The sequence below is a fragment of the Pseudomonas sp. YQ_6 genome, from assembly GCF_043103245.1.
Taxonomy (GTDB): domain Bacteria; phylum Pseudomonadota; class Gammaproteobacteria; order Pseudomonadales; family Pseudomonadaceae; genus Aquipseudomonas; species Aquipseudomonas alloputida.
On sequence record NZ_JBICJR010000054.1, the window covers coordinates 16,518 to 37,754 of the forward strand.

Annotated in this window: 22 protein-coding genes, 2 pseudogenes and 1 riboswitch; of the genes and pseudogenes, 16 read left to right on the top strand and 8 right to left on the bottom strand. The window is 62.2% G+C overall.

Features of this window, described 5'->3' with window-relative positions; translation table 11 throughout:
* Positions 1-56 precede the first annotated feature (56 nt).
* The 4 genes from ptxS to ACF8FG_RS18590 all read right to left on the bottom strand — a co-directional run bounded on the left by ptxS (position 57) and on the right by ACF8FG_RS18590 (position 5,130).
* Positions 57-1,076 (bottom strand): transcriptional regulator PtxS, encoded by a 1,020-nt coding sequence (ptxS, locus tag ACF8FG_RS18575; protein ID WP_014590858.1) that lies wholly within the window; start codon positions 1,074-1,076, stop codon positions 57-59.
* 265 nt (positions 1,077-1,341) lie between these two features.
* Positions 1,342-2,589, bottom strand: a complete 1,248-nt coding sequence (locus ACF8FG_RS18580) for a cytochrome c (RefSeq protein WP_019437540.1) — start codon at positions 2,587-2,589, stop codon at positions 1,342-1,344.
* Between the two features lie 12 nt (positions 2,590-2,601).
* The gene (locus ACF8FG_RS18585) at positions 2,602-4,386 is read right to left on the bottom strand and encodes a GMC family oxidoreductase (protein ID WP_041166960.1); all 1,785 of its coding nucleotides are present in this window, start codon (positions 4,384-4,386) and stop codon (positions 2,602-2,604) included.
* A gap of 3 nt (positions 4,387-4,389) precedes the next feature.
* The gene (locus tag ACF8FG_RS18590; RefSeq protein WP_318077750.1) at positions 4,390-5,130 is read right to left on the bottom strand and encodes a gluconate 2-dehydrogenase subunit 3 family protein; all 741 of its coding nucleotides are present in this window, start codon (positions 5,128-5,130) and stop codon (positions 4,390-4,392) included.
* A 258-nt stretch (positions 5,131-5,388) separates the two neighbouring features.
* On the opposite strand from ACF8FG_RS18590, the pseudogene ACF8FG_RS18595 reads away from it, so the two are divergent.
* From ACF8FG_RS18595 to ACF8FG_RS18635, 9 genes and pseudogenes are all read left to right on the top strand, one after another.
* Positions 5,389-5,589 (top strand): annotated as a pseudogene (locus ACF8FG_RS18595) (histidine phosphatase family protein); the annotation flags it as partial.
* A 2-nt stretch (positions 5,590-5,591) separates the two neighbouring features.
* Positions 5,592-6,167: pseudogene (locus ACF8FG_RS18600) on the top strand (PAP2 family protein); the annotation flags it as partial.
* Positions 6,168-6,393: 226 nt separating this feature from the next.
* Positions 6,394-7,722, top strand: a complete 1,329-nt coding sequence (locus tag ACF8FG_RS18605; protein WP_318077751.1) for a hypothetical protein — start codon at positions 6,394-6,396, stop codon at positions 7,720-7,722.
* 32 nt (positions 7,723-7,754) lie between these two features.
* A complete protein-coding gene (locus ACF8FG_RS18610; RefSeq protein WP_318077752.1) occupies positions 7,755-9,986 on the top strand; it encodes an Ig-like domain-containing protein in 2,232 nt (743 codons plus the stop codon).
* 15 nt (positions 9,987-10,001) lie between these two features.
* The gene (locus ACF8FG_RS18615) at positions 10,002-10,475 is read left to right on the top strand and encodes a curlin (protein WP_019437535.1); all 474 of its coding nucleotides are present in this window, start codon (positions 10,002-10,004) and stop codon (positions 10,473-10,475) included.
* Between the two features lie 16 nt (positions 10,476-10,491).
* Positions 10,492-11,937, top strand: a complete 1,446-nt coding sequence (locus tag ACF8FG_RS18620; protein WP_019437534.1) for a curlin — start codon at positions 10,492-10,494, stop codon at positions 11,935-11,937.
* A 146-nt stretch (positions 11,938-12,083) separates the two neighbouring features.
* Complete coding sequence (alkB, locus tag ACF8FG_RS18625; RefSeq protein WP_019437533.1) at positions 12,084-12,743, top strand: DNA oxidative demethylase AlkB; 660 nt, start codon at positions 12,084-12,086, stop codon at positions 12,741-12,743.
* A gap of 169 nt (positions 12,744-12,912) precedes the next feature.
* Positions 12,913-13,200: a hypothetical protein gene (locus ACF8FG_RS18630; protein ID WP_003253801.1), complete on the top strand. Its 288-nt coding sequence runs from the start codon at positions 12,913-12,915 to the stop codon at positions 13,198-13,200.
* A gap of 85 nt (positions 13,201-13,285) precedes the next feature.
* The gene (locus ACF8FG_RS18635; protein WP_318077759.1) at positions 13,286-13,900 is read left to right on the top strand and encodes a Yip1 family protein; all 615 of its coding nucleotides are present in this window, start codon (positions 13,286-13,288) and stop codon (positions 13,898-13,900) included.
* A 20-nt stretch (positions 13,901-13,920) separates the two neighbouring features.
* Here the strand turns inward: ACF8FG_RS18635 and ACF8FG_RS18640 are convergent, their stop codons facing one another.
* The 4 genes from ACF8FG_RS18640 to ACF8FG_RS18655 all read right to left on the bottom strand — a co-directional run bounded on the left by ACF8FG_RS18640 (position 13,921) and on the right by ACF8FG_RS18655 (position 16,986).
* A complete protein-coding gene (locus tag ACF8FG_RS18640; protein WP_012052201.1) occupies positions 13,921-14,181 on the bottom strand; it encodes a DUF1652 domain-containing protein in 261 nt (86 codons plus the stop codon).
* Between the two features lie 297 nt (positions 14,182-14,478).
* Positions 14,479-15,366: a pirin family protein gene (locus ACF8FG_RS18645; RefSeq protein ID WP_014590845.1), complete on the bottom strand. Its 888-nt coding sequence runs from the start codon at positions 15,364-15,366 to the stop codon at positions 14,479-14,481.
* Between the two features lie 96 nt (positions 15,367-15,462).
* Positions 15,463-16,335 carry an alpha/beta fold hydrolase gene (locus tag ACF8FG_RS18650; protein ID WP_014590844.1) on the bottom strand — a complete coding sequence of 291 codons (873 nt, stop codon included), beginning with the start codon at positions 16,333-16,335 and terminating at the stop codon, positions 15,463-15,465.
* A 21-nt stretch (positions 16,336-16,356) separates the two neighbouring features.
* A complete protein-coding gene (locus ACF8FG_RS18655) occupies positions 16,357-16,986 on the bottom strand; it encodes a LysE family translocator (protein ID WP_392519116.1) in 630 nt (209 codons plus the stop codon).
* A gap of 124 nt (positions 16,987-17,110) precedes the next feature.
* On the opposite strand from ACF8FG_RS18655, the gene ACF8FG_RS18660 reads away from it, so the two are divergent.
* From ACF8FG_RS18660 to ACF8FG_RS18690, 7 genes are all read left to right on the top strand, one after another.
* Entirely contained in the window at positions 17,111-17,590 is a 480-nt protein-coding gene (locus tag ACF8FG_RS18660) for a GNAT family N-acetyltransferase (RefSeq protein WP_014590843.1), read from the top strand.
* 121 nt (positions 17,591-17,711) lie between these two features.
* A riboswitch (cobalamin riboswitch) is annotated at positions 17,712-17,935 on the top strand.
* A 92-nt stretch (positions 17,936-18,027) separates the two neighbouring features.
* Positions 18,028-18,216 (top strand): CbtB domain-containing protein, encoded by a 189-nt coding sequence (locus ACF8FG_RS18665; RefSeq protein WP_014590842.1) that lies wholly within the window; start codon positions 18,028-18,030, stop codon positions 18,214-18,216.
* 9 nt (positions 18,217-18,225) lie between these two features.
* Positions 18,226-18,912, top strand: a complete 687-nt coding sequence (locus ACF8FG_RS18670) for a CbtA family protein (protein WP_014590841.1) — start codon at positions 18,226-18,228, stop codon at positions 18,910-18,912.
* Entirely contained in the window at positions 18,912-19,298 is a 387-nt protein-coding gene (locus tag ACF8FG_RS18675; RefSeq protein ID WP_019437529.1) for a cobalamin biosynthesis protein, read from the top strand. Before ACF8FG_RS18670 ends, ACF8FG_RS18675 begins: the two co-directional genes overlap by 1 nt.
* Positions 19,299-19,332: 34 nt before the next feature.
* Positions 19,333-20,085: a precorrin-4 C(11)-methyltransferase gene (gene cobM / locus ACF8FG_RS18680; protein ID WP_076403122.1), complete on the top strand. Its 753-nt coding sequence runs from the start codon at positions 19,333-19,335 to the stop codon at positions 20,083-20,085.
* Between the two features lie 66 nt (positions 20,086-20,151).
* Positions 20,152-20,394, top strand: a complete 243-nt coding sequence (locus tag ACF8FG_RS18685) for a DUF1272 domain-containing protein (RefSeq protein ID WP_019437528.1) — start codon at positions 20,152-20,154, stop codon at positions 20,392-20,394.
* 220 nt (positions 20,395-20,614) lie between these two features.
* On the top strand, positions 20,615-21,229 hold the full coding sequence (locus ACF8FG_RS18690; RefSeq protein ID WP_014590838.1) for a response regulator transcription factor: 615 nt from the start codon (positions 20,615-20,617) through the stop codon (positions 21,227-21,229).
* Positions 21,230-21,237 lie beyond the last annotated feature (8 nt).

Sequence of the window (21,237 nt, forward strand, 5' to 3'; positions counted from 1 at the left end):
TCCTTATGAAACCGGTTTCATTTTTGATCAGCAGCAGGCACAAGCCTGCCGTTTTCTTACTGGGGTTGGGTTGAACCGCGGATGATCAGGTTGGCTTTGAAGTCGATGCGCCGGGCTGCGCCGCTGTCGCCGCGCAAACGACCGAGCAGGCTTTCGAATGCCGCCACGCCGATACGCTCGGTGGGCTGGGCCAGTGCGGTGATGCCTTTGCCGACCAAGGGGTACCAGTCGAGGTCGTCAAGGGCGATCAGCCCGACATCGGCAACCAGGTTGCGCCCGGCCTCGAGCAGGGCCCGGGTCACCGCCAAGGTGGCAACGCCGTTGAAGGTGAAGATGGCTTGCGGACCATGACCTCTGTGGGCAAGAAACGAAGCCAATTGGCCCTGCAGCCCGGCGCCGATTTCGAGTACCTGCTGACGCATGCCTGGCCGACGGCTGATCGATGCGCCGAACGCCTGCACCCGCTCCAGGCGTGAACTGGTGCCATCGAGGGGTTCGCTGACCGCCAGGATGTCGCGGTAGCCCTGGGCCTGCAGGTGGTCCAGGGCCTGCTCGACTGCATCAGCATTGTCCAGGCCGACAAGGTCCACATTCAGCTCGGGCAATTGGCGGTCGACCAGCACCATGGGGATGTCACGCTGCAGGTTGAGCAGTTCGCCGGGGTGGTGACCGAGCGTGTTCACGATCAACCCTTCGACGTTGTAGCTCTGCAGGGCCACCAGGTGGTGACGCTCCTGCTCGTCGTCGCGGTTGGTGTTGCAAACTACCAGGCTGTAACCATGCTGACGGCAGGCGGTTTCCACGCCGTGCATCACGGCCACTGAATAGGGGTTGAGGATATCGGCCACCAGCATGCCGATCAGTCGCGTCTGGCCGCGCTTGAGGCCGCGAGCCATCTGGTTGGGACGATAACCAAGGCGTTCGATGACCTCTTCCAGCCGCTTGGCCGTGGCTTCGGCCAGCAATTGGCGGTCGCCACCGATGTAACGGGAGACGGTGGCTTTGGAAACGCCAGCAACACGCGCCACTTCGCTGATGGTGACCCGTTCGCGGGTATGGGCAGGCGCGTCGGTCATGGGTTTTCCTTATGATTGTTTTAATAGTGATGAAACCGGTTTCAATACAGCAAAAATGCGCGGGTTCGTCAACAGGCCGTTGGTCGGACACGGAGACATAAAATGTTAAATCGCATTAAGAATATTGCATAGATAATTGATATTAATAGATTTATATCTGTCGGCAGGGCTTGTCCTGGAATCTGATTACGTTAGGGGATGGCACGGGCTTCGCCCGTGTTCGCGGGTAAACCCGCTCCTACGGGCGAGGGCGCAGAAATACATGTCAGCGAAGCGACTTCACATCACCGGCCGTGACCGCACTGCCCTGGTTACCCCAGCTGCTGCGAATGAAATTCACCACCTCGGCAACCTCCTGGTCACTCAGACGCCAGCCGAAAGCCGGCATGGTGAAGTTCGACGGCGCACTGTGCGTTGCCGGTACCGTGCCACCGGCGAGCACCACATGGATCAGCGACGTGGCATCCGCAGTCTGCACCACCGGGTTGCCGGCCAAGGCCGGGAACACGCGGGTGTAACCCTGCCCGTCGGTGCGGTGGCAGGCCGCGCAGTTGTCGATGTACACCGCCGCCCCAGGCTTGCTGTCGTCACCCTTCCATAGCGCATCCGCGACCTGCTTGTCGTATACATGCGGCTGGTCATCCGGATTACTTGGCGGCAGGGTTTTCAGGTAGCGGGCGATAGCGGTCAAGTCAGCATCACTCATGTGCTGCATGCTGTGCTCGACCACATCGCTCATGCCGCCGAACACGGCGCTGCGATCACTGCGCCCAGTCTTGAGGAACTGCACCAACTGCGCTTCGCTCCAGCTGCCCAGGCCGTCTTTGTGATCGCCACGCAGGTTCTTGGCAATCCAGCCTTCCAGCGGCGCGCTGCCGGCCAGAAACTGCTCGCCATCAGCAGCGCTCAGGGCCTTTTCCTGCATGGTCAGCGCCCGCGGCGTATGACAAGCGCCACAATGCCCAAGGCCCTCGACCAGGTACGCACCGCGGTTCACCACAGGGTCAGCTGTCGCCGATGCCTGCCAGGGCTTGGCCTCTGGTGCGAACAGGCCGCGCCAGATTGCCAGTGGCCAGCGCATGCTCAGCGGCCAAGGAATGTCAGAGGCCTTGTTCGCCTGCTCGACAGGCGCCACGCCCTTCATGAAATAGGCGTACAGCGCCTGCATGTCCTGCTCGCTGACCCGCGCATACGACGGGTATGGCATGGCCGGATAGAGCGTACTGCCGTCCTTGCCGATACCCCTGCGCACGGCCTGGTCGAAGTCTTCGAAGCTGTACTGGCCAATGCCACTGGCCGCCGGGGTGATGTTGGTGGAGTACACCGTGCCAATCGGCGTTTCCATCGGCAACCCACCGGCAAAGGGTTTGCCGTCTTTGGCGGTATGGCAGGCCACGCAGTCACCGGCGCGGGCCAGGTACTCGCCCAGGCGTACCTGCGCATCGTCATTCGCTACGGCCTGTGCAGCCGCGCCGGCACCCAGCACCAAGGTTGCGATCAACAGTGTCTTCATGCTCATCGCTCCTCAAGCCTGGACCAACGGACCGGGGTTTTTCAGGTACTGCTCACGGATGGCGCGAGCCGACCAGTACGTGAGTGCGGCCACCAGCCCGGTCGGGTTGTAACCCAGCCCCTGCGGGAACGCCGAAGCCCCCGGAACGAACACGTTGTGTACGTCCCAGCTTTGCAGGTAGCGGTTCAGTGCACTGGTCTTGGGGTCGGTGCCCATGATCGCCCCGCCGTTCAGGTGGGTGGTCTGGTAACTGGTAGTGTTGAAGTGGTCCTTGACCTGCTTGCCCAGCACAGCAATGGCCTTGGGGTTCATCGCCTGGGCGATCTTGCTCAGCTTGTCGACCATGAACTGGTTCATCTTGATGTCGTTTTCCTGCCAGTCGAACGTCATGCGCAGCAGCGGCTGACCGTAGGCATCGCGGTAGGTGGGGTCCAGGTCCAGGTAATTGCCACGGTAGGACTGATGGGCGCCGTGGGCGTCCATCGACACCTGGTGGGTGTAGTAGTCGGCCGTGGCTTTTTTCCAGGCACTGCCCCAGGCCGGTGTGCCCGGCGGGTTGGAGGTACCGGCAATCGGCCGGCTGCCGGCCTGGTTCACCCACATTGGCGAACCGCCGACGAAGCCGTGCGGGCCATGGTCGAAGTTGTCGGCGTTGAAATCGTCGATGGCAATGCCATTGCCACCTGCGCCGATGAAGTTGTTGGTGTAGGTGTCCTTGTCGAAGAACGCCTTGACTGTCCCCATGTTCTGATAGGCGAAGTTACGCCCGACCACACCCTCGTTCTTCACCGGATCGTAAGGTTTGCCAATGCCGGAAAGCAGCATCAGACGCACGTTGTTGAACTGGAAAGCCGCCAGAATCACCAGCTCTGCCGGCTGCTCCACCTCGCGCCCCTGGGCATCGATGTAGGTCACGCCGGTGGCCTTGCGCTTGCTGTCGTCCAGGTTCACCCGCAGTACATGGGCATTGGGCCGCAACTCGAAGTTGGGCACCTGGCGCAGCGCCGGCAGGATATTCACGTTGGGCGAGGCTTTGGAGTACATGTAACACACGTAGCCGCTGCAGAAACCGCAGAAGTTGCACGGCCCCATCTGCGCCCCGTAGGGGTTGGTGTATGGCCCCGAGGTGTTGGCCGACGGCAGGTTGTAAGGTTTGTAGCCCAGGCTGGTGGCAGCCTTTTCGAACAGCCTTGCCGATACAACGTTCTTCTGCGCAGGCAGCGGGAACGGGTTGGAACGGTCCGGCGCATAGGGGTTGCCGCCCTTCCCTTCACCGACCACCTGGCCTTTGACGGTCCAGGCCTGGCCTGAAGTGCCAAAGACCTTTTCGGCAAAGTCGAAATAGGGCTCCAGCTCTTCGTAACTGACGCCGAAGTCCTGGATGGTCATGCCTTCGGGAATGAACGTGCGCCCGTAGCGCTCTTCATAGTGGCTGCGCAGGCGCAACTCGACGGGGTCGACCCGGAAGTGCACACCCGACCAGTGCAGGCCCGCGCCCCCCACGCCCTTGCCCGGCAGGAATGCGCCCAACTGGCGATTGGGCAATGCCACATCATTCACGCTATGGCGGACAGTGACGGTTTCTTTCGATACATCGACGAACAGCTTCTTGCGCACGCTGTAGGTCAGCTCATCAATCACCTGTGGGTAGCTGCCTTCGGGGTAGGTATCCTGCATCGGCCCCCGCTCCAGGGCTACCACGTGCAGCCCGGCCTCGGTCAGCTCTTTGGCCATGATCGCACCGGCCCAGCCGAAGCCGACGATCACCGCATCCACTTTGTTCAACACAGTCGCCATGCCTCAGGCCCTCTCACCACGGATCGATACAGCCGGGAACGGGTAAGGCTCATTGCGCTCGACCCAGTCCATGAAGTCGGCGCGGGCGCCGGGGAAGCCGATCTGGGTCCAGCCGACCATGCCTTTGTTGCCGCCATGAATCGGGTCGCAGAAGAACCCTTCACGCGTGTTTTGCACCAGCAGGCTGAAGACCACCTTGGCCGGAACGGTGTCGAAAACCAGCTCTCCTGCCTCCAACTTGCTGAGAATGAGGTCCCGGGTAGCGCTATCTTGCGCAGCAAAAACCTGTCCGCTATTGGCCTTGCACCAGCCGTCCACGGCAGCGATGCCCAGGCGGTAGATTTGTTGCGGGCTGAGCTGCAGCTGGTAGCCCAGCTCGGGCGCGGCGTCGGCGTTGAACGGCCCTTGCATGTACCACTGTGCGCCAGTCGCGTACGGGGTGTTCATTTGCCGGTCGATAAATTCGGCAGCGCCAGCTTCGAGTGCCCCTGGGCCAAGCTCATCGGCCGGGATGATGCGCGACACGGCGGCTTGTACAAAAGCCCATTCTTCGGCGCTGAAGAATGTCGGTTGATAATTGCCCGCAGGTGGCGTGGCGGGCACGTTCGGTGGCTGTTGCGGGGCCGCAAGCAGCTGGCTGGCGCCAGCGCCAAGCCCCGTGCTGGCCACGGTAACGACAGGGATCAGGGTCAAGGTCTTGCGCAGAAAATCCCTGCGCGGGTTGTCTGGGGCATGCTCAGGCATTGCGAATCCTCATCGGCTGTGGGGGTGGCCTTGATAAGCGCCATCTGATTTTCAATTGAGAGGTGATCTTGATAGGCCACCAAGAAGACAGCCGAATAATCTAGCGCGTTCAGACATGTTTTGAAACCGGTTTCATTTCTGCCTTCTTACCTGGCTTGACCTCCACTGCACGCCTAACGGCCAAGGCTTTTTCCATACCAGCCTCACCCTCTGCCTGCGCCATGCCGAACGCTGCGACCGCTCCAGTGATGCCTGCCTGAAGGCCACACCCTCGTGCTGGTCAGCCACAGTGGCTGCATGGAACAACTGGAGCAGGCGCTCAAAGCGCCTTCTAGCGCAACAGCGAACAGCTATGCCAGCGCCCTGTTCATTACGCGTGGCAACGATGGCAAGACGAAGGTGCTCGGCCAGATGGCGGCCAATGAATGGCACACACTCATTGATGCCAAGGAACTCTGAGCATTCCCTCCCGCGCCACCTTCTACCGCAACAACCTGCTGCTGCCGCTATTGCTGGCCGCCATTGTGTTCATGGCCTTCGACCTCACAGACTTCGATCGCTGGATCAGCAACCTGCTGCTTGACCCGGCCACTGGCCAGTTCCCGCTGCTGCACAACCCGTTATTCGAGAGAATCACCCACAAATGGCCACGCATCCTGCCGAACTGGACCGGTGAACTGGCCGTCATAGGCAGTTTGCTGTCGTTCATCTGGCCGCGCTTGGCCAACCGCCTCCAATTGGGCCTTGCCCAGGCGCTGGAAAAGGTCCGTATTGCACCGGTACTGCGCTTTGCCACCCAACACCGACGCGACCTGTTGTTCGTGGTGGTAGCGTTCGCACTGAGCACCACCGTGATTCACTACCTGAAAAGCCATACCAGCGTGTATTGCCCTGTGGAAACCACGTTGTATGGCGGTTCGCAGCCCCGGGTCGAATGGTTCGAAAACTTCTCTTTATGGAGCAAGCCCGGCGATGGCCGTTGCTGGCCGGGTGGCCATGCATCCAGCGGGTTTACGCTGCTGGCGCTGTATTTCGTTCAGAACTCGGCTCTGCATCGAAAACCGGGTTGAAATTACCGGCCCCCAATCCCCAACCTTGGGGGAACGCTGCCCACCGCCAGCCGCTGGCATAAAGCCCTACTGAAAATCTGAACCCCCTGCCCCACAAGGCCTGCACAGCATTTTTCAGGGTTTGGCACAGGTCTTGCCGATCTCCTCCCAGACGCCCCAAGTCCATGGGCCCGTTTGCAGGAGGAATTGACTCATGCACCGACCGATACCCCACCCGCTGGCAGTGGCGATTTTCGCCGGCATTCTCCAGCTTCCCGCGCAGGCCGCCTTGAACGCTGTCGATCCAGGCGCTTACGTCCCAGCCAATGGCGGCTTCCCCGCCTGGTACCAGGACAGCCACGGTCGTACCCTCGACCTGTGCCTGACCAAGGCGGTCAGCTCCCGGGTCGCCGGCGCGCCCGGCGCACCTTCATACATGTGCACGCTGCTGCCCACGCCTGGTGTGTTCGACGATACCCAACCCATCGTCTTCCCCACCAACTTCCCTGACGAAGCGTTCTGGTTCACTGCTGACGCTGCCATCGTCGACGCCGCCAGTGGCATCGACCTCAGCTACGGTACCGCGATCGAAGCGGCATTCGCCGCCGAAGAACCTGTCGAGGGTGACCAAGTCAGCTTCGCCCGGGTCCGTATCCGGGTCGACGTACCCACCGCGGGCACCTACGTGGTCACCCACCCCTATGGTGTTGAAGTGTTCGATGTGCCCGTTGCAGGGCGCCGGGCGATCAACATGACCCGCGACATCGGCATCGCCGGCGCAGGCGACTTCACCGGCGCACTCAAGGGCGATGTCGGGCCGTTCCTGCGCAGTGTCAACGGCCCCTACACCGAAGGCAACGAGCGCTTCATCGGTGACCCGAACCTGGAAGAACGGGTGACGGGCAGCCCATTCAACACAAACTACGTACGCATCGAAGGCCCTGGTGGCATCGACCTGCGCACCGAGCTCTTCGCTGTCTCGGGCAAGCTTTCCGAAGTGGCCCTGCCCACCCCGCTGATGCCACAACGCAGCACTTACTCACGCCATACCGAGAACGGCGACCTGATCGCCCAGCAAGACATCTTCGTGTTGGCCCCGCCGCCACCGGCAAGCGTCACCCTGACCAGCCAGACCCCCAACCTGAGCCTCACCGAGGCCAACGGCACCGGCGCCTGGTACGCCCAGTCAGCCCTCAACCCGGCGGCCGGAACCATCGTGACACTGTCCGCTGACAACAGCGTGGCAATCCCGACCAGCAGCCTGACCACCAGCAACGTTCCCCTGACCGACCTGGTCACCATCACGCAAGCCCAGTACCGCCTGTCCACCGGCGAGCTGACCCTGGTGGCCAGCACCAGTGACGAAACAACACCTCCAGTACTTACCGCACATACCGGCAACGGCACACTGATCGGCAACCTGGGCGGTACCGGCGCCGTGAAGACGTTGAGCATGACCCTCTCGCCCATTCCGCCGGCCAAGGTGCAGGTCACCAGCGCCAACGGTGGTAGCGACACCGAAGACGTGGTGCTGGTGCCATGAACAGACAAAGGCTCAGCCTTCAAGGAGGCAGCATGAACACTTGGTCGCGCCGTGCGCTGTTGGCCGCCGGTTTCTCTCTTACCGTTACCAGCGCCGCGTTCGCCGCGCTGTCTGATGTCGATCCGGGGCCCTACACTTTCGCCACAGGTGGCTATCCGATGTGGTACAAGGACAGCCTCGACCAATCCCTGGAGCTGTGCCAGTCGCGTGCCACCAGCACCCGTGCGCCAGGCGCACCAGGGGCGCCCGCCTACATGTGCACCTTGTTGCCCGAGCCCGGGGTCTATGACGATGCCCTGCCGCTGGTATTTCCAGATAACTGGCCACCCGAGATGTTCTGGTTCCTGGCCGAAACCTCGATACCACAAGTGGGTAACAGCGGATATGAACTGGAGGTCTACGTTGCCGGTATAGAGGCAGCCTTCGCTGCTGAAAACCCGGTAGACGGTGATCAGCAAAGTTTCGCCCGCATCCGTATCCGCGCATCGGTCCCACGCACCGGTACCTACACCATCACGCACCCTTATGGGGTGGAGACGGTCAACGTCACCACGGCAGGTCGTCGCGCGATCAACATCACCCGGGACATCGGTATCGGTGCTCCGGGCAACTTCCAGGGGGCGCTGGGGGGGGCGATCGGCCCTTGGCTGAAGGGGGTTGGCGGGCCATATACCGAGGTCAATCCTGACACGGGCACCACCGAAACCTACATCGGCGACCCCAATATCACCGAAGCGGTCACGGGTAGCCCCTTCAATACCAACTTCGTGCGCATCGAAGGGCCCGCGGGCGCCATTCAGACCAACACGTTCACCGTGTCTGGCAAGGTGCTGGACCAGCGAGCACAAACCCCGGTCACCCTGGAGCGCGCCACCTATTCGCGCAACGGCAGCGGCACCCGCGTGGAAGTGTTCGCCAAGGCCCCGAGTGAGGCCAGCTTGTGCATGCGCAATGGCCTGGCACTGATCGGCACGCCGCCTTCGCCTTGTCAGTTCACCCTGACTTCGGACAACAACGGTTTGTTCTTCAGCCAGCAGTTCAACCAGTCGGTGCCGCCAGCGGTGGTGGTTGTCACCGCCAGCAACGCAGTCGGCGGCACCCAGCCGACTGCGCTCTCGAGCAAGCTCAGCGACGTGGTCAAAGTCAGCACCGCACGCTATGACTGGGCCAACAAACGTCTGTTGATCGAGGCCAGCTCCAGCGACGAAGTAACGGTCCCCGACCTGCTCGCCCAAGGCTACGGCCGCATGTCGAAATCGGGCACGCTGCAAAGCATCACGGTCAACGATTTGGCTCAACCGCCCGCTACCGTTACGGTCAAGTCTGCCCATGGCGGTAGTGATGTGGAGCCGGTGATCGTGGTTGGCAGCGCCCCGGTCGAGGCCGCCAACCAGCCACCGCTGGCCCAGGCCGATGTCGGCAGCACCAGTGTCGGTGTACCGATCACACTCAACCTGTTGCTGAACGACAGCGACCCGGATGGCGACGTGCCGCTGACCATCAGCGACCTGACCCAACCCGGGACCGGCCTTGGCGGCGTCGTGCTGAACGGCACCACCTCGGTTACCTACACACCGCCGACCGGGGCCACACAACCGCTGGTAGCCAACTTCAGCTACCGGGCGGTGGATGCCAAGGGCGTGAAGTCGGAACCGGCCACGGTCACCATCAACGTCGCACCTAACCAGGCACCGACTGCCAACCCGGAAACCGTCGCCACCTTGGGCGTGCCATTGACCATCAACGTGCTGGCCAACGACACCGATCCAGAAGGCAACGTACCGCTGAGTGTGGCCAACATCACCCAGCCGGCCGCCGGCCGTGGCACGGTCAGCACCGACGGCACAACCGTGACCTATACCCCACCGGCCACTGTAACCACAGCCTTCACCACCACCTTCACCTACCAGGCACGTGACTCGCTGGGGGGGCTGTCCACCCCAAGTACGGTCACCGTCAACGTGTCGCCTCGGCCTGCCGCTGAAACCTTCGCCGTCACGACAGCCACGGTCACGGCGCGCTCCAACAACCGTTACAACTGGGACATCAGTGGCACCTCGTCGGTGACCACCGGCAATACCGTAACCGTGCAGGTAACCACTACCACGGGCGTCCAGACCTTGGGGACGGCCACGGTAGCGCTGACCGGCCGCTGGCGCCTGGTGGTAAGCAATAGCACCACGATCATCCCGACTGCGGCACCGACGGCGACGATCACCACCAGCCAAGGCACCACGCGCACCGTCAACGTAGTCGTGCAGTAAAAGCCGGAGGCTTCGATGAAACGGCTGTACTCCCTGTTGCTCTGCCTGGCCCTGGTGGGCCAGGCCTGCTGGGCAGAGGACCTGATGGACAATGCCGACCTTGCACCCGGCAACGACCTCGGTGAACCAGTGATCATCCGCCTGCTGCCGGCCGGTGCCGGCCAGGCTGCGGTGATCGAGCAGCAAGGGTCAGGCAACCGCGCCGCCCTCGACCAGAACGGACAGGCCCTGCTGGGCCGTATCGTCCAGTCCGGCGGTGCCCAGGAAGCGCACATCTTGCAGGAAGGCAGTGACCTGATGGCCATCATCAGCCAACAGGGAAATGGCAACAGTGCGTCGATTCGCCAGAGCGGCAGCAGCAACAACGCCGCCATCGAGCAGATCGGCAACGACAACAGCGCCAGCATCGTGCAGTCCGGCTCAGGGCTCAACAGCTCCGTGACCCAGGCTGGCAATGGCCAGCATGTTCAGATCACCCAATACCGATAGACCTGGAGGCACCACCATGTACAAGCTCGCTCCGTTAAGTGCCGCTATCGTCCTGGCCCTCGCAGGTCAGGCCATGGCTGCTGACAGCACCTCGTCCCAGACCCAGGACGGCAAGGAAAACATCGCCGAGGTCTCTCAGACCCAGGCATCCTTCGCCTCGGCCACCCAGAACCAGACTGGCAAGGGCCACAACCACCTCGCCGTGCAGGCCGAAAGCACCAGCGATATACACCAGAGTGCCACCGGCCAGTACAACGCTGGCTACGCTGAGCAACTGTTCGAGAACGGCAGCCAGATCACCCAGCAGGCGGGAGGCAGCTACAACGATGCCTTCGCCAGCCAGTCGATAGGGTCGAATAACGAATCGCTGCAAACCCAACAAGGCGTCGGCAATAAATCCACCGTGTGGCAGGACAGCCAGGAAGGCAGCAAAGCCACCAGCTTGCAATCCGGCCAGCGCAACGAGGCGTTCATCGAACAGACCTTCGGTGGCAGCAACAATCGCAGCACCGTCAACCAGACCGGCCAGGACAACTACGCCACCGCCGAGCACCTGAACCAGGTCGATGGCGATATCCAGGTCTATCAGGATGGCCACGGCAACTGGGCCTATGGCGACCAGCGCGAAGGCACAGGTGGCACCATTGCCATTGGCCAGTACGGGGGCGGCAACTCCGTGGAAGTGTGGCAGGACACACAGATCGGTAGCCAGGCCTCCGTGGTCCAGACCGGCCAGTCGAACGAAGGCTATATCGACCAGAGCTTCGGCGTCAGCAACAAGGTCAGCCTGTCGCAGCAAGGCAATGCCAACGCCAGTTGGTCGGACCAGTTCGAGACCAACAACTCGACCACCACCATTACCCAGACCGGCAACAACAACCTGCATTTCACCTATCAGAATGGTGAGAACCTCAACCTGACCATCAACACCCAAGGCAATGGCAACAGCATCACCGCCAGTAACTGGAAAGGCGCCAAGATGGGTGGCCAGTTCGGCACCAACCAGAACGCCACCATCAACCAGACGGGCAATGGCAACGGCGTCAATCTGACCCAGAAGGGCGCTGACCAGCAGGCCACGCTGAGCCAGACGGGTACAGGCAACCAGATGTCGACCAAGCAGGATGACGTCAGCAACGAGCTGTACTTCGAACAAAACGGCACTGACAACATTCTGATCGCCGACCAGCGTGGTACCGACAACTATGCCTACGGCAGCAGCCAGGGCACCGGCAACACCATCACGCTCGACCAGTCCGGCTATAGCAACCAGAGCTACACCAACCAACTCTACGGAAGCGGAAACGAAGCCACCATCAAACAGACCGACAGCATCAACGTCGCCTACGTGACCCAGGGGGGCCAAAGCAACAAGGCGTTCGTCGACCAGAGTGGTGTCGCCCAATCCGCCACCATCACCCAGCTGGGCAGCGCGAACCTGGCCACTGTGACCCAGCAGTAAGCCGCTCCCCCTTGAACCGCGGTGCTTCTCTCCCTGGTGCCGCGGTTCCTTTTTCTGTTATCCCGCCCTCTGCCATCATTCGATCCGGCCGGCGTGTGCAATCCCCTGACGTGTATCTGTCGGGTACAATGGCAAACCGCTCGAAGATGTGCAGCAGCATGATCCAGTCCGACCTCGACCTGTTCGGCACCCAGCCGCAACGCCTGGCCAGCCACACCGTGCTGCTGCCCGGCTTCGCCCTGGCCGAAACCGAGGCGCTGCTCGATGCCCTGCGTCCGGTGCTGCGTGCTGCGCCGTTCCGGCACATGTACACCCCTGGAGGTCTGCGCATGGCAGTGGCCCTGACCAACTGCGGTACGCTGGGGTGGGTGAGTGATCAACATGGCTACCGCTACAGCCCCACCGACCCACTCAGTGGCCAGCCCTGGCCCGCCCTGCCCCCGGTTTTGCTCGCCTTGGCCTCCCGCGCTGCAGCCATGGCCGGGTTTGACGGTTTCGTGCCGGATGCCTGCCTGGTCAACCATTACCTGCCGGGCACACGCCTGAGTCTGCACCAGGACCGCGACGAGCAGGATTTCGGCCAGCCGATCGTGTCGGTGTCGCTGGGCTTGCCGGCGGTGTTCCTGTTCGGCGGCCTGCAGCGTGCCGACAAGGCTCAGCGCATTGCGCTGAGCCACGGCGATGTGCTGGTCTGGGGCGGCGAAGACCGCTTGCGCTTCCACGGCGTGCTACCGATCAAACCCGGTGTGCATCCGCGCCTGGGCGAACGGCGGATCAACCTGACCTTGCGCAAGGCGGGTGCCTGAACAGAGGCCGTCATCTGCCATCCAGCGCAAAACAAGATGAACGCACATGAAACACATTGAACATCTTGGCCAGGCAAGCTTCGAATGATAAGCCGCCTTTCTTTTGTCTGGAGCCTGCCATGCCCAACCCGCCTGGTTCTTCGAGCCGTTGCAACGGAGCCATGTACCGATGAAGATGCCTGGCCGCGCACCCAATGCTTCGCTGCAGCTCGATTACGTACGCGACACCCTGTTCGGCCCGGTGGCGCAACGAGTGGAATGCCAATGCCAACTCGCCGCCCTCAACCTGCAGGGTCGCCCAGGGCTGCGCCTGCACGTTTGCCCCCCACTGCCTGACAAGATCGACCGAGCTCACAGTGTGGCCTTCGTCTGGGATGGGCGGAGTTACCACGGCGTGGTTCGCGAGAAGGGAAAGTGCGGCGACGGTGGCCTGAACCTGCTGCTGGAACTGCAATAAGCCGATCAACGGCGGCCATCCAGGCTGAACTGGCTGACAGCCGCGTGTCTCCATAGCAAAAGGCTCTTGCCTACCGGAGAACGCTATGAACAGTCCGTTATTCAAGCTCTTCACCCACCCCGCCGACGCCTGGCTGGACATCCGCCGGGCCGAGGAAGACAACCCACAGCAATACCTGCCACGCCTGCTAGCCTTGGCGCTGATACCCGCCGTGTGCCTCCTCGTCGGCACTACCACCTTCGGCTGGAGCTTGGCGGCCGAGGAGCGGGTACGCCTTAGCATCGGCAGCGCCGCGCAATTGGCAGGCCTGCTGTATACCACCACTGTGATAGGTGTGATGCTGATGGGAGTGATGATCCGCTGGATGTCACGAGGGTTCGATACACAGCCCAGTCTGAACCAGTGTATCGGTTTTGCCGCCTATTGCGCCACGCCGTGGTTCTTTGCCGGAGTGGTTGGTCTGATGCCAATTCGTTGGCTCGCCTTTGCCGCGCTAATGGCTGCCTCTGTGTATGCCAGCGTGTTGCTGTTTGGCGGGTTGCAGACTTTCATGCGGCTGAAGAAAGAGCAGGCGTTATTGTTTGCAACGTGCGTTTGGGGGGTAGGGTTGCTACTGCTGGTGACCATCCTTGTGGCAATGATCCTGTTCTGGTTCAACGGCCTGATGCCGGAATACGTACGCCCGGCCAGCCTGGACTGACCGGGGCACGACAGGCGCGTTCAGGCGATCGCCTTGAGCGGCGCCGGGTGGTTGTCACGCAGCGCATGCAGCTGGTCCACCAGGTTGACCAGATCACGGCAACTGTTGAGGTTTTGCAGCGCGACCCCGCTGAGCGTCACGCCCTGATCGAGATCCTGGCCCTGACCCAGGCGGATGGTCAGGTGGGCGCCGTCCGGGCAGCTGACTTCACAGCGGTCTGGCAAGCAGGCCTGCTCGATCAGTTGCCGCATCTCTAGTATCGAAACGCCTATCAACGACATGGTACGACCCTCTCTGTGGGATGGCCTGTTGTTTGGGAGTACGCCTTTGTCGGGCGGGGCGCCAATTGATATTGCGCATGCTCGGCCAGCTGTCCATGCGCCCGGGCAATGAGCTTGCGGGGGATCCTTTAGCACCTTAGTGGAAGATTCTCCGCGGGGGCCGAGTGTTCGACTGCATTAGCAGACTTGACGACGAGTGGTCTTGGTCAGCAACGCGTTGACCAATGTACAGCCGGGTCGCCGTGGGAGAAGACCTGCCAGCGACAGGGGCCGGAGCAGGCCAACAAATTAACAGGATCAGTGCGCGGCGCCTCCCCTCTCGTCCTGCATCTGTCCAAACCGCCCGGCATGAAAATCATCGAACGACTCGGCAATCTCTGCCTGGCTGTTCATCACGAACGGGCCGTAGCCGACGATCGGCTCATCGATTGGCTCACCGCTGAGCAGCAGCACACTTGCATCGTCCAGCGCCTCGACAGCTACGTCTACACCCTCCCGGTCGAGCAGCACCAGGCTCGACGGGCCTGCTTCGCGCTCGCTATTGATTCGAACGTTACCACGCATCACCACCAGCGCCGCATTGCGACCGGCAGCAACCGGCAACTGCAAGGCCGCGCCGGCGTTGAGCCGCAAATCCCACACGTCCATCGCGGTGAAGGTTCGAGCCGGCCCCTGGTGGCCGTGATAGTCACCGGCAATCACCCGCAAGCTCCCGGCATCACCGTCGAGCGCTACCACCGGAATGTCGCCGGCCAACAGCGTCTGGTAGCCGGCCGCTGCACGCTTGTGCCGCGCCGGCAGGTTCACCCACAGCTGGACCATTTCCAGCGTGCCGCCACTGCGTGCAAAGTCGGGGGAATGAAACTCTTCATGAATGATGCCGTTGGCCGCCGTCATCCACTGCACGTCACCTGGGCCGATCAAGCCGCCAGCACCGGTGGAGTCACGGTGCTCCAGTTCACCTTGGTAGACGATGGTCACGGTCTCGAAGCCGCGATGCGGATGCTGGCCTACACCGCGTCGTGCTTGGGTAGGGGCGAAATCATGCGGGCCAGCGTAATCCAGCAGCAGGAACGGGCTGATCCGGCTGGCCAGGTTGTCGTAGGTGAACAGGCTGCGCACCGGGAAACCATCACCCACCCAATGGGCGTGGGGGCTTCGGTGAATACCCAGAATCGTTTTCATGAGAAGGCTCCTCTCTTGGCTGAGATAACCTTATCAATGATGTTAATCACGCGGTAGATGGCTAAAATGGCATGCATCGTCCCACCTGCGGAACAGTCAACCCTGCAAGAAATCGAGCACTTGCTCGGCCGCCATGGCCGGGTCTTCCTGCATGAAACAGTGCCCACCGGGAACTTGCCGTGCGGTCACATTGCGGTTGAGCAGCGCCAGGCGATTCACCGAGTGTGGCACGAAGGGATAGGTGTCTTCTCCGTACAACACTCGTGTCGGCGTCCTGATTGCGGCCAGACTGGCCCACATGCGTTTAGGGAACGAACTGAAGATCTCCACTTCACGGCTGGGCCGGCACTTGAGCACTACGGCCTCGCCACACTCACCGATGGCATGCTCGACATAGGCCTGCAGTGCCGCATGGGTCCAGCCTTTGAAGATGCCGCGCCCTTCCAGCGAGGCCAACGCCGACTCGCGATCGGGCCAGTGGCTGCGGCGGCTGGCAGCCTTGCGAGCCAGGGCGTGGCGCTGATGCAGGCCGACCAGGGCTGCCGCCCCCATCACGCCGATCATGCGTCGGCTGAACAGTACCGGGTCGAGCAGCACGGCACGTGCGAACAGTTGCGGCTCACTGCCCAGGATCAGCCCCGTGAGCACGCCACCAAAGCTGTGCCCTGCGGCAAACCGCTGAACGTCGCCATACTCGCCACGTCCACCCTGAAAGGCCTCCACCGCCAAGGCAGCAGTGCGGTTCCAGCCGCGAAACACCCCGCCATGATCACTGTCCCCATGGCCCTGAACGTCGCAAAGCCACAGGTCGAAATGCTCGCCCAGGCGCATCAGCAACGGTTGGTAGGCCAGGCAACAGAAGCCGTTGCCATGCAGAAAGTGCAGCAGCGGTTTGCCACTGGCCGGAGTTCGCCAGCCACGCAGGGTGAAACCTTCGGCGCATTCGTGGGACCAGGGAATCAACTGCATCGGCTTACTGTACTCTCGGGGTCAGGAAAACGCTGATTCTACAAACAGCAGCGGGTACAGGGAAATCACCAGCAACAGGGCCATCACGACATTGAACAGCATCAGCCAGGGCGAATTTTGCAACAGGTTGCGCAGGGCGCTGCCGAACATCACCCATACCCCCACGCTGGGCAAGTTGACCAAAGCGAACAAGGCCGCAATGACGATCACGTTGGTTACATAGCCTTGCGCTGGCGTGTAGGTGGTAATCGCCCCCACCGCCATCACCCAAGCCTTGGGGTTGACCCACTGGAACGCCGCCGCACCCAAGAAGCCCAGCGGTTTGCGGGCACTGGACGAGGCCGTGCCGACCGGCCCGGAAGTGGCGATCTTCCAGGCCAGGTACAGCAGATAGGCGGCGCCAGCGTAGCGCAGCACCGTGTACAGTGGTGGCCAGGCCTTGAATACCTCCCCCAGCCCCAGGCCGACAGCCAGCACCATCATCATGAAACCGAAACTGATACCCAAGGCATGAGGAACCGAGCGGCGCACGCCGAAGTTCACCCCCGAGGCCAGCAACATGGTGTTGTTGGGGCCAGGCGTGATGGAAGATACGAAGGCAAACAGCACAAAGGCGGTCAGCAGGTCGGCAGAGGCAAGCATGGCGGGCATTCCACTTTCTTTATAGGTGCTGTCACACTACCGGAGTCGCCTCTCCCAGCGACCGTTACAGTTTGATTAAATTATGCAGATACAAATCACTGTATCGCCAATCCGGACCAAGGAAGCCGTCACCATGAGCCTCACCTTTCGCCCTGCCGTGCGTACCGATGCCGAGCAGATCCTCACCTTCATCACCGAACTCGCCGAGTACGAACGCGCCCGCCACGAGGTGGTCGCCACCCTTGCCGACATCGAGCACAGCCTGTTCGACGAAGGCAGCACTGTGCACGCCCTGATGTGCGAGCGTGATGGCCGTGCAATCGGCTTTGCCGTGTACTTCTACAGCTACTCGACCTGGCTCGGGCGCAATGGCATCTATCTGGAAGACCTGTACGTAACCCCCGAACAACGCGGCGATGGTGCCGGCCGGCAGTTGTTGCAGCACATTGCCCGCGAAGCGGTGGCGAACAACTGTGGGCGTCTGGAATGGAGTGTGCTGGACTGGAACGAGCCAGCGATCGGCTTCTACCAGAAGCTGGGGGCCGAGGCGCAGGATGAGTGGGTGCGCTACCGGCTGGATGGCGACAAGCTGGCGGCATTCGCCCGCGGGTGATCGCCCGGTTTCTGCACTTCTGCCTGCTGGAAGAAGACTGCAGGCCTGAGAGCCTGTCGTACCTGCTGTTCGACGGCCTCGCGCGCTGTATGACATTGACGCCAAGCCCGCCCCATGCTCTCCTTATGCCTCGCGTTCAGGTGCCCCTCAGGGGGTGAAACGGGAAACCGGTGCGTCCCAGGCCCTTCAGCAGGGCCGGACAATGCCGGTGCTGCCCCCGCAACGGTAAGCGAGTGAAGCGTCTGTACCACTGTGCCTCGTAGTACGGCATGGGAAGGTGACGCGTTCCAGGAGCCCAGCTCTTCCTCGCAAGCCCGGAGACCGGCCTGGCGTTCATGAACACCCCGCGGTGGGCGGGCGCTGTTGCATTCCCTTGGGCGACCACGTCCGGGGCTGCCGCGCTCGCCCATTGCCCACAAAAAGCAGAGGATCGCGTCATGCCCGTCACCAGCGCCAAACAACACAGCCTTGCTACCCCCGTTACGCTCAGCCAGCGTGTAACCATCGCCGTCGGTGCCAGCTTGTTGGGTCTGTGCCTGGTCTACTTTGCCGGGTTCTCGCACATCGAGGCCGTGCACAACGCCGCCCACGACACCCGTCACAGCGCCGCCTTCCCCTGCCACTGAGTACGCCTGATGATCACGCGCATTGCCCGTACTGCGGGCTTCAGCGGGCTCCTTGCAGCCCTGTTGCTGACCTTGCTGCAAAGCTTCTGGGTGGCTCCGCTGATTCTGGAGGCGGAAACCTACGAGTCCTCGGCCCCGGCCGCACACCACGAACACGTTGGCGAAGTCGCCGCTCATGAACACAGCGCCGAAGCCTGGTCGCCGGAAGACGGCTGGCAGCGCGTGCTGTCCACCACAGGCGGCAACCTGGTGGTCGCGGTCGGCTTCGCCCTGATCCTCGCCGCCCTGTACAGCCTTCGCGAGCCCAAACGCGCCGCCACCGGCGCACTGTGGGGGTTGGCTGGCTTCGCCGTTTTCTGCCTGGCCCCAACCCTGGGCTTGCCACCAGAACTGCCGGGTACGGCGGCCGCCGACCTGGGGCAACGCCAAACCTGGTGGGTCGGTACAGCCAGTGCCACAGCGCTGGGCCTGGCCTTGCTGGTGTTCGCCCGGCACTGGCTGCTGAAGGCGCTGGGCGCCGTGCTGCTGGTCATTCCTCATGTGATCGGTGCACCGCAACCCGAGGTGCACGAAAGCCTGGCCCCGGAAGCGTTGGAAACCCAGTTCAAGGTAGCCTCCTGGCTCACCAACGCCGCCTTCTGGCTGGCCTTGGGCCTGCTCAGCGCCTGGCTGTTCCGCCGTTCCAGCCAGGCTTGATGCCTGCCTTCTATGCCGGTTTTGGCTGCCGCCGGGGTTGCCCGGCGGATACCTTGCAACGCTTGCTGTGCCAGGCCCTGGACAAACAGGGCCTGGCATTGGCTGACCTGCGCGGCATCGCAAGCATCAGCCTGAAGGCAGACGAGCCCGGCTTGTTGCAACTGGCAGAGCACCTCGGTTTGCCGTTGGTGCTGTACCATGGCGCGCAACTGCAACCCTATGAACCACTGCTCAGCCACCGTTCCGCCGCTACCCACCGGCACAGTGGCTGCTGGGGCGTAGCCGAGAGCGCGGCACTGGCCCTGGCCAACCAGCGGCAGGGTACGGCCAGGCTGCTGCTGACGCGCCAGGTACTGGGCCCGGCGACGCTCGCCCTGGCCTGCTGAGCGTTTCGCCCCCTCATTCTTGCCAGGACTTTGCATGACCATCTACTTTATCGGTGCCGGCCCCGGCGACCCGGAGCTGATCACGGTCAAGGGCCAACGGCTGATTCGTCAGTGCCCGGTGATCATTTATGCCGGTTCACTGGTACCCGCCGCCGTGCTCGAAGGCCACCAGGCCGAAACCGTGATCAACAGCGCCGAACTGCACCTGGAACAGATCATCGCCGCCATGCGCAGCGCACACGAAAAAGGTCAGGATGTGGCCCGGGTGCACAGCGGCGACCCCAGCCTGTACGGCGCCATCGGTGAGCAGATTCGCCACCTGCAGGCGCTGGGCATCGGTTACCAGATCATCCCCGGTGTTACCGCCACGGCAGCGAGCGCCGCCCTGCTCGGCTGCGAGCTGACCTTGCCTCAAGTGGCGCAGACGGTGATCCTTACTCGCTATGGTGACAGCTCGCCCATGCCGCCGGGTGAGCAGTTGGGCGACCTGGCGCGCCATGGCAGTACGCTGGCAATTCACCTAGGGGTCAAGCACCTGTCGCGCATTGTCGATGAGTTGATGCCGCACTACGGCGCGCACTGCCCTGTTGCGGTGGTGCATCGGGCCACCTGGCCAGACCAGGATTGGGTGCGCGGCAACCTCGGCGATATCGTCGAACGCGTAGCGGCCAAGGATTTCCGGCGCACGGCGCTGATCCTGGTAGGCCACGTGCTGGGTGACACACCGTTCGCTGAATCGGCGTTGTACCGTGCCGGGCATGCCCACCTGTACCGCCCTGGCGACTGAACATTGCCAGCCTTGCCTCGGGCGTAGCAGACTCCGGGTTCCCGCCTGCGAACAGGAGTCATGCCCATGCTGGAACTACGCCCCAACTGCGAGTGCTGTGATGCCGACCTGCCGGGTGACAGCCCCGACGTTATGATCTGCTCCTTCGAATGCACGTTCTGCCGTGCCTGTGCCGAAACCCGCTTCCAAGGCCGCTGCCCGAATTGTACCGGGCAGTTGGTAGCCCGCCCGACGCGGGTCGGGCAGGCATTGACCAACAACCCTGCCTCCACGCTGCGGATACACAAACCGCACGCTGCCTGCGCCTGAACAACTGCAAAGACCGGCATCACCGCTTTTTCAGGGTGATGTCTTTCCTGTTTCTTGTAGGACTTTTCAACAATATGCCCTGAGGATTTCAACACTTCTATACTCGGCATTACCAAATTTCGGGAATGGTCGTATCGTGCAGCGCTTCCGATAACCCCACTTACAGACGTATTCCTGAGTGTTCCAGGAAGCGGACCACATCCCTACAGGAGTTTTCCTCATGACAACCGTGCTGATCGTCGACGACCACCCTATTGTCCGGCTGTCGTTGCGCCTACTGCTCGAGCGCGAGCGCTTCCATGTCATCGGCGAGGTCGGCAATGGCAGTGAAGTGGCTCAGGTAGCCCGCGAACTGCGCCCGGACGTAGTCATTCTCGACATCGGCCTGCCCGGCCTGGACGGCATGGAAGTCATCAAGCGATTGCAGAGCCTTGAGCCGGTACCGAAGATCATGGTGCTGACCGGCCAGGCCACCGATCTGTATGTGCGTCGCTGCCTGGATGCCGGAATAGGCGCCTTCGTCACCAAGGAAGAGGACCACGAGGCCCTGCTGTTCGCCCTCAAGGCGCTGATCAAAGGTTATTCGACCTTTCCGCAAATGTCGGTCAACAGCAACTCGCTGGAGAGCGAGCCAGTGCGCCTGGCCAGTCTCTCCAACCGAGAAATGGAAGTGCTGCGGCGCCTCGCGCGCGGCGAGAACAACAAGAACATCGGCACTTGCATGAACCTCAGCGCCAAGACCATCAGCACCTACCGGGGCCGTATCATGGAGAAGCTCAAGACCGAGTCGCTGGTGGAAATGGTCGACCTGGCCAAGCGCAACAGCGTCTATTGAGCGCTCGG

What these genes read in the sequence shown, in the direction of transcription:
- ptxS (WP_014590858.1), bottom strand. Translation starts at nt 1,076, where the DNA reads ATGACCGACGCGCCTGCCCATACCCGCGAACGGGTCACCATCAGCGAA.
- ACF8FG_RS18580 (WP_019437540.1), bottom strand. Translation starts at nt 2,589, where the DNA reads ATGAAGACACTGTTGATCGCAACCTTGGTGCTGGGTGCCGGCGCGGCT.
- ACF8FG_RS18585 (WP_041166960.1), bottom strand. Translation starts at nt 4,386, where the DNA reads ATGGCGACTGTGTTGAACAAAGTGGATGCGGTGATCGTCGGCTTCGGC.
- ACF8FG_RS18590 (WP_318077750.1), bottom strand. Translation starts at nt 5,130, where the DNA reads ATGCCTGAGCATGCCCCAGACAACCCGCGCAGGGATTTTCTGCGCAAG.
- ACF8FG_RS18605 (WP_318077751.1), top strand. Translation starts at nt 6,394, where the DNA reads ATGCACCGACCGATACCCCACCCGCTGGCAGTGGCGATTTTCGCCGGC.
- ACF8FG_RS18610 (WP_318077752.1), top strand. Translation starts at nt 7,755, where the DNA reads ATGAACACTTGGTCGCGCCGTGCGCTGTTGGCCGCCGGTTTCTCTCTT.
- ACF8FG_RS18615 (WP_019437535.1), top strand. Translation starts at nt 10,002, where the DNA reads ATGAAACGGCTGTACTCCCTGTTGCTCTGCCTGGCCCTGGTGGGCCAG.
- ACF8FG_RS18620 (WP_019437534.1), top strand. Translation starts at nt 10,492, where the DNA reads ATGTACAAGCTCGCTCCGTTAAGTGCCGCTATCGTCCTGGCCCTCGCA.
- alkB (WP_019437533.1), top strand. Translation starts at nt 12,084, where the DNA reads ATGTGCAGCAGCATGATCCAGTCCGACCTCGACCTGTTCGGCACCCAG.
- ACF8FG_RS18630 (WP_003253801.1), top strand. Translation starts at nt 12,913, where the DNA reads ATGAAGATGCCTGGCCGCGCACCCAATGCTTCGCTGCAGCTCGATTAC.
- ACF8FG_RS18635 (WP_318077759.1), top strand. Translation starts at nt 13,286, where the DNA reads ATGAACAGTCCGTTATTCAAGCTCTTCACCCACCCCGCCGACGCCTGG.
- ACF8FG_RS18640 (WP_012052201.1), bottom strand. Translation starts at nt 14,181, where the DNA reads ATGTCGTTGATAGGCGTTTCGATACTAGAGATGCGGCAACTGATCGAG.
- ACF8FG_RS18645 (WP_014590845.1), bottom strand. Translation starts at nt 15,366, where the DNA reads ATGAAAACGATTCTGGGTATTCACCGAAGCCCCCACGCCCATTGGGTG.
- ACF8FG_RS18650 (WP_014590844.1), bottom strand. Translation starts at nt 16,335, where the DNA reads ATGCAGTTGATTCCCTGGTCCCACGAATGCGCCGAAGGTTTCACCCTG.
- ACF8FG_RS18655 (WP_392519116.1), bottom strand. Translation starts at nt 16,986, where the DNA reads ATGCCCGCCATGCTTGCCTCTGCCGACCTGCTGACCGCCTTTGTGCTG.
- ACF8FG_RS18660 (WP_014590843.1), top strand. Translation starts at nt 17,111, where the DNA reads ATGAGCCTCACCTTTCGCCCTGCCGTGCGTACCGATGCCGAGCAGATC.
- ACF8FG_RS18665 (WP_014590842.1), top strand. Translation starts at nt 18,028, where the DNA reads ATGCCCGTCACCAGCGCCAAACAACACAGCCTTGCTACCCCCGTTACG.
- ACF8FG_RS18670 (WP_014590841.1), top strand. Translation starts at nt 18,226, where the DNA reads ATGATCACGCGCATTGCCCGTACTGCGGGCTTCAGCGGGCTCCTTGCA.
- ACF8FG_RS18675 (WP_019437529.1), top strand. Translation starts at nt 18,912, where the DNA reads ATGCCTGCCTTCTATGCCGGTTTTGGCTGCCGCCGGGGTTGCCCGGCG.
- cobM (WP_076403122.1), top strand. Translation starts at nt 19,333, where the DNA reads ATGACCATCTACTTTATCGGTGCCGGCCCCGGCGACCCGGAGCTGATC.
- ACF8FG_RS18685 (WP_019437528.1), top strand. Translation starts at nt 20,152, where the DNA reads ATGCTGGAACTACGCCCCAACTGCGAGTGCTGTGATGCCGACCTGCCG.
- ACF8FG_RS18690 (WP_014590838.1), top strand. Translation starts at nt 20,615, where the DNA reads ATGACAACCGTGCTGATCGTCGACGACCACCCTATTGTCCGGCTGTCG.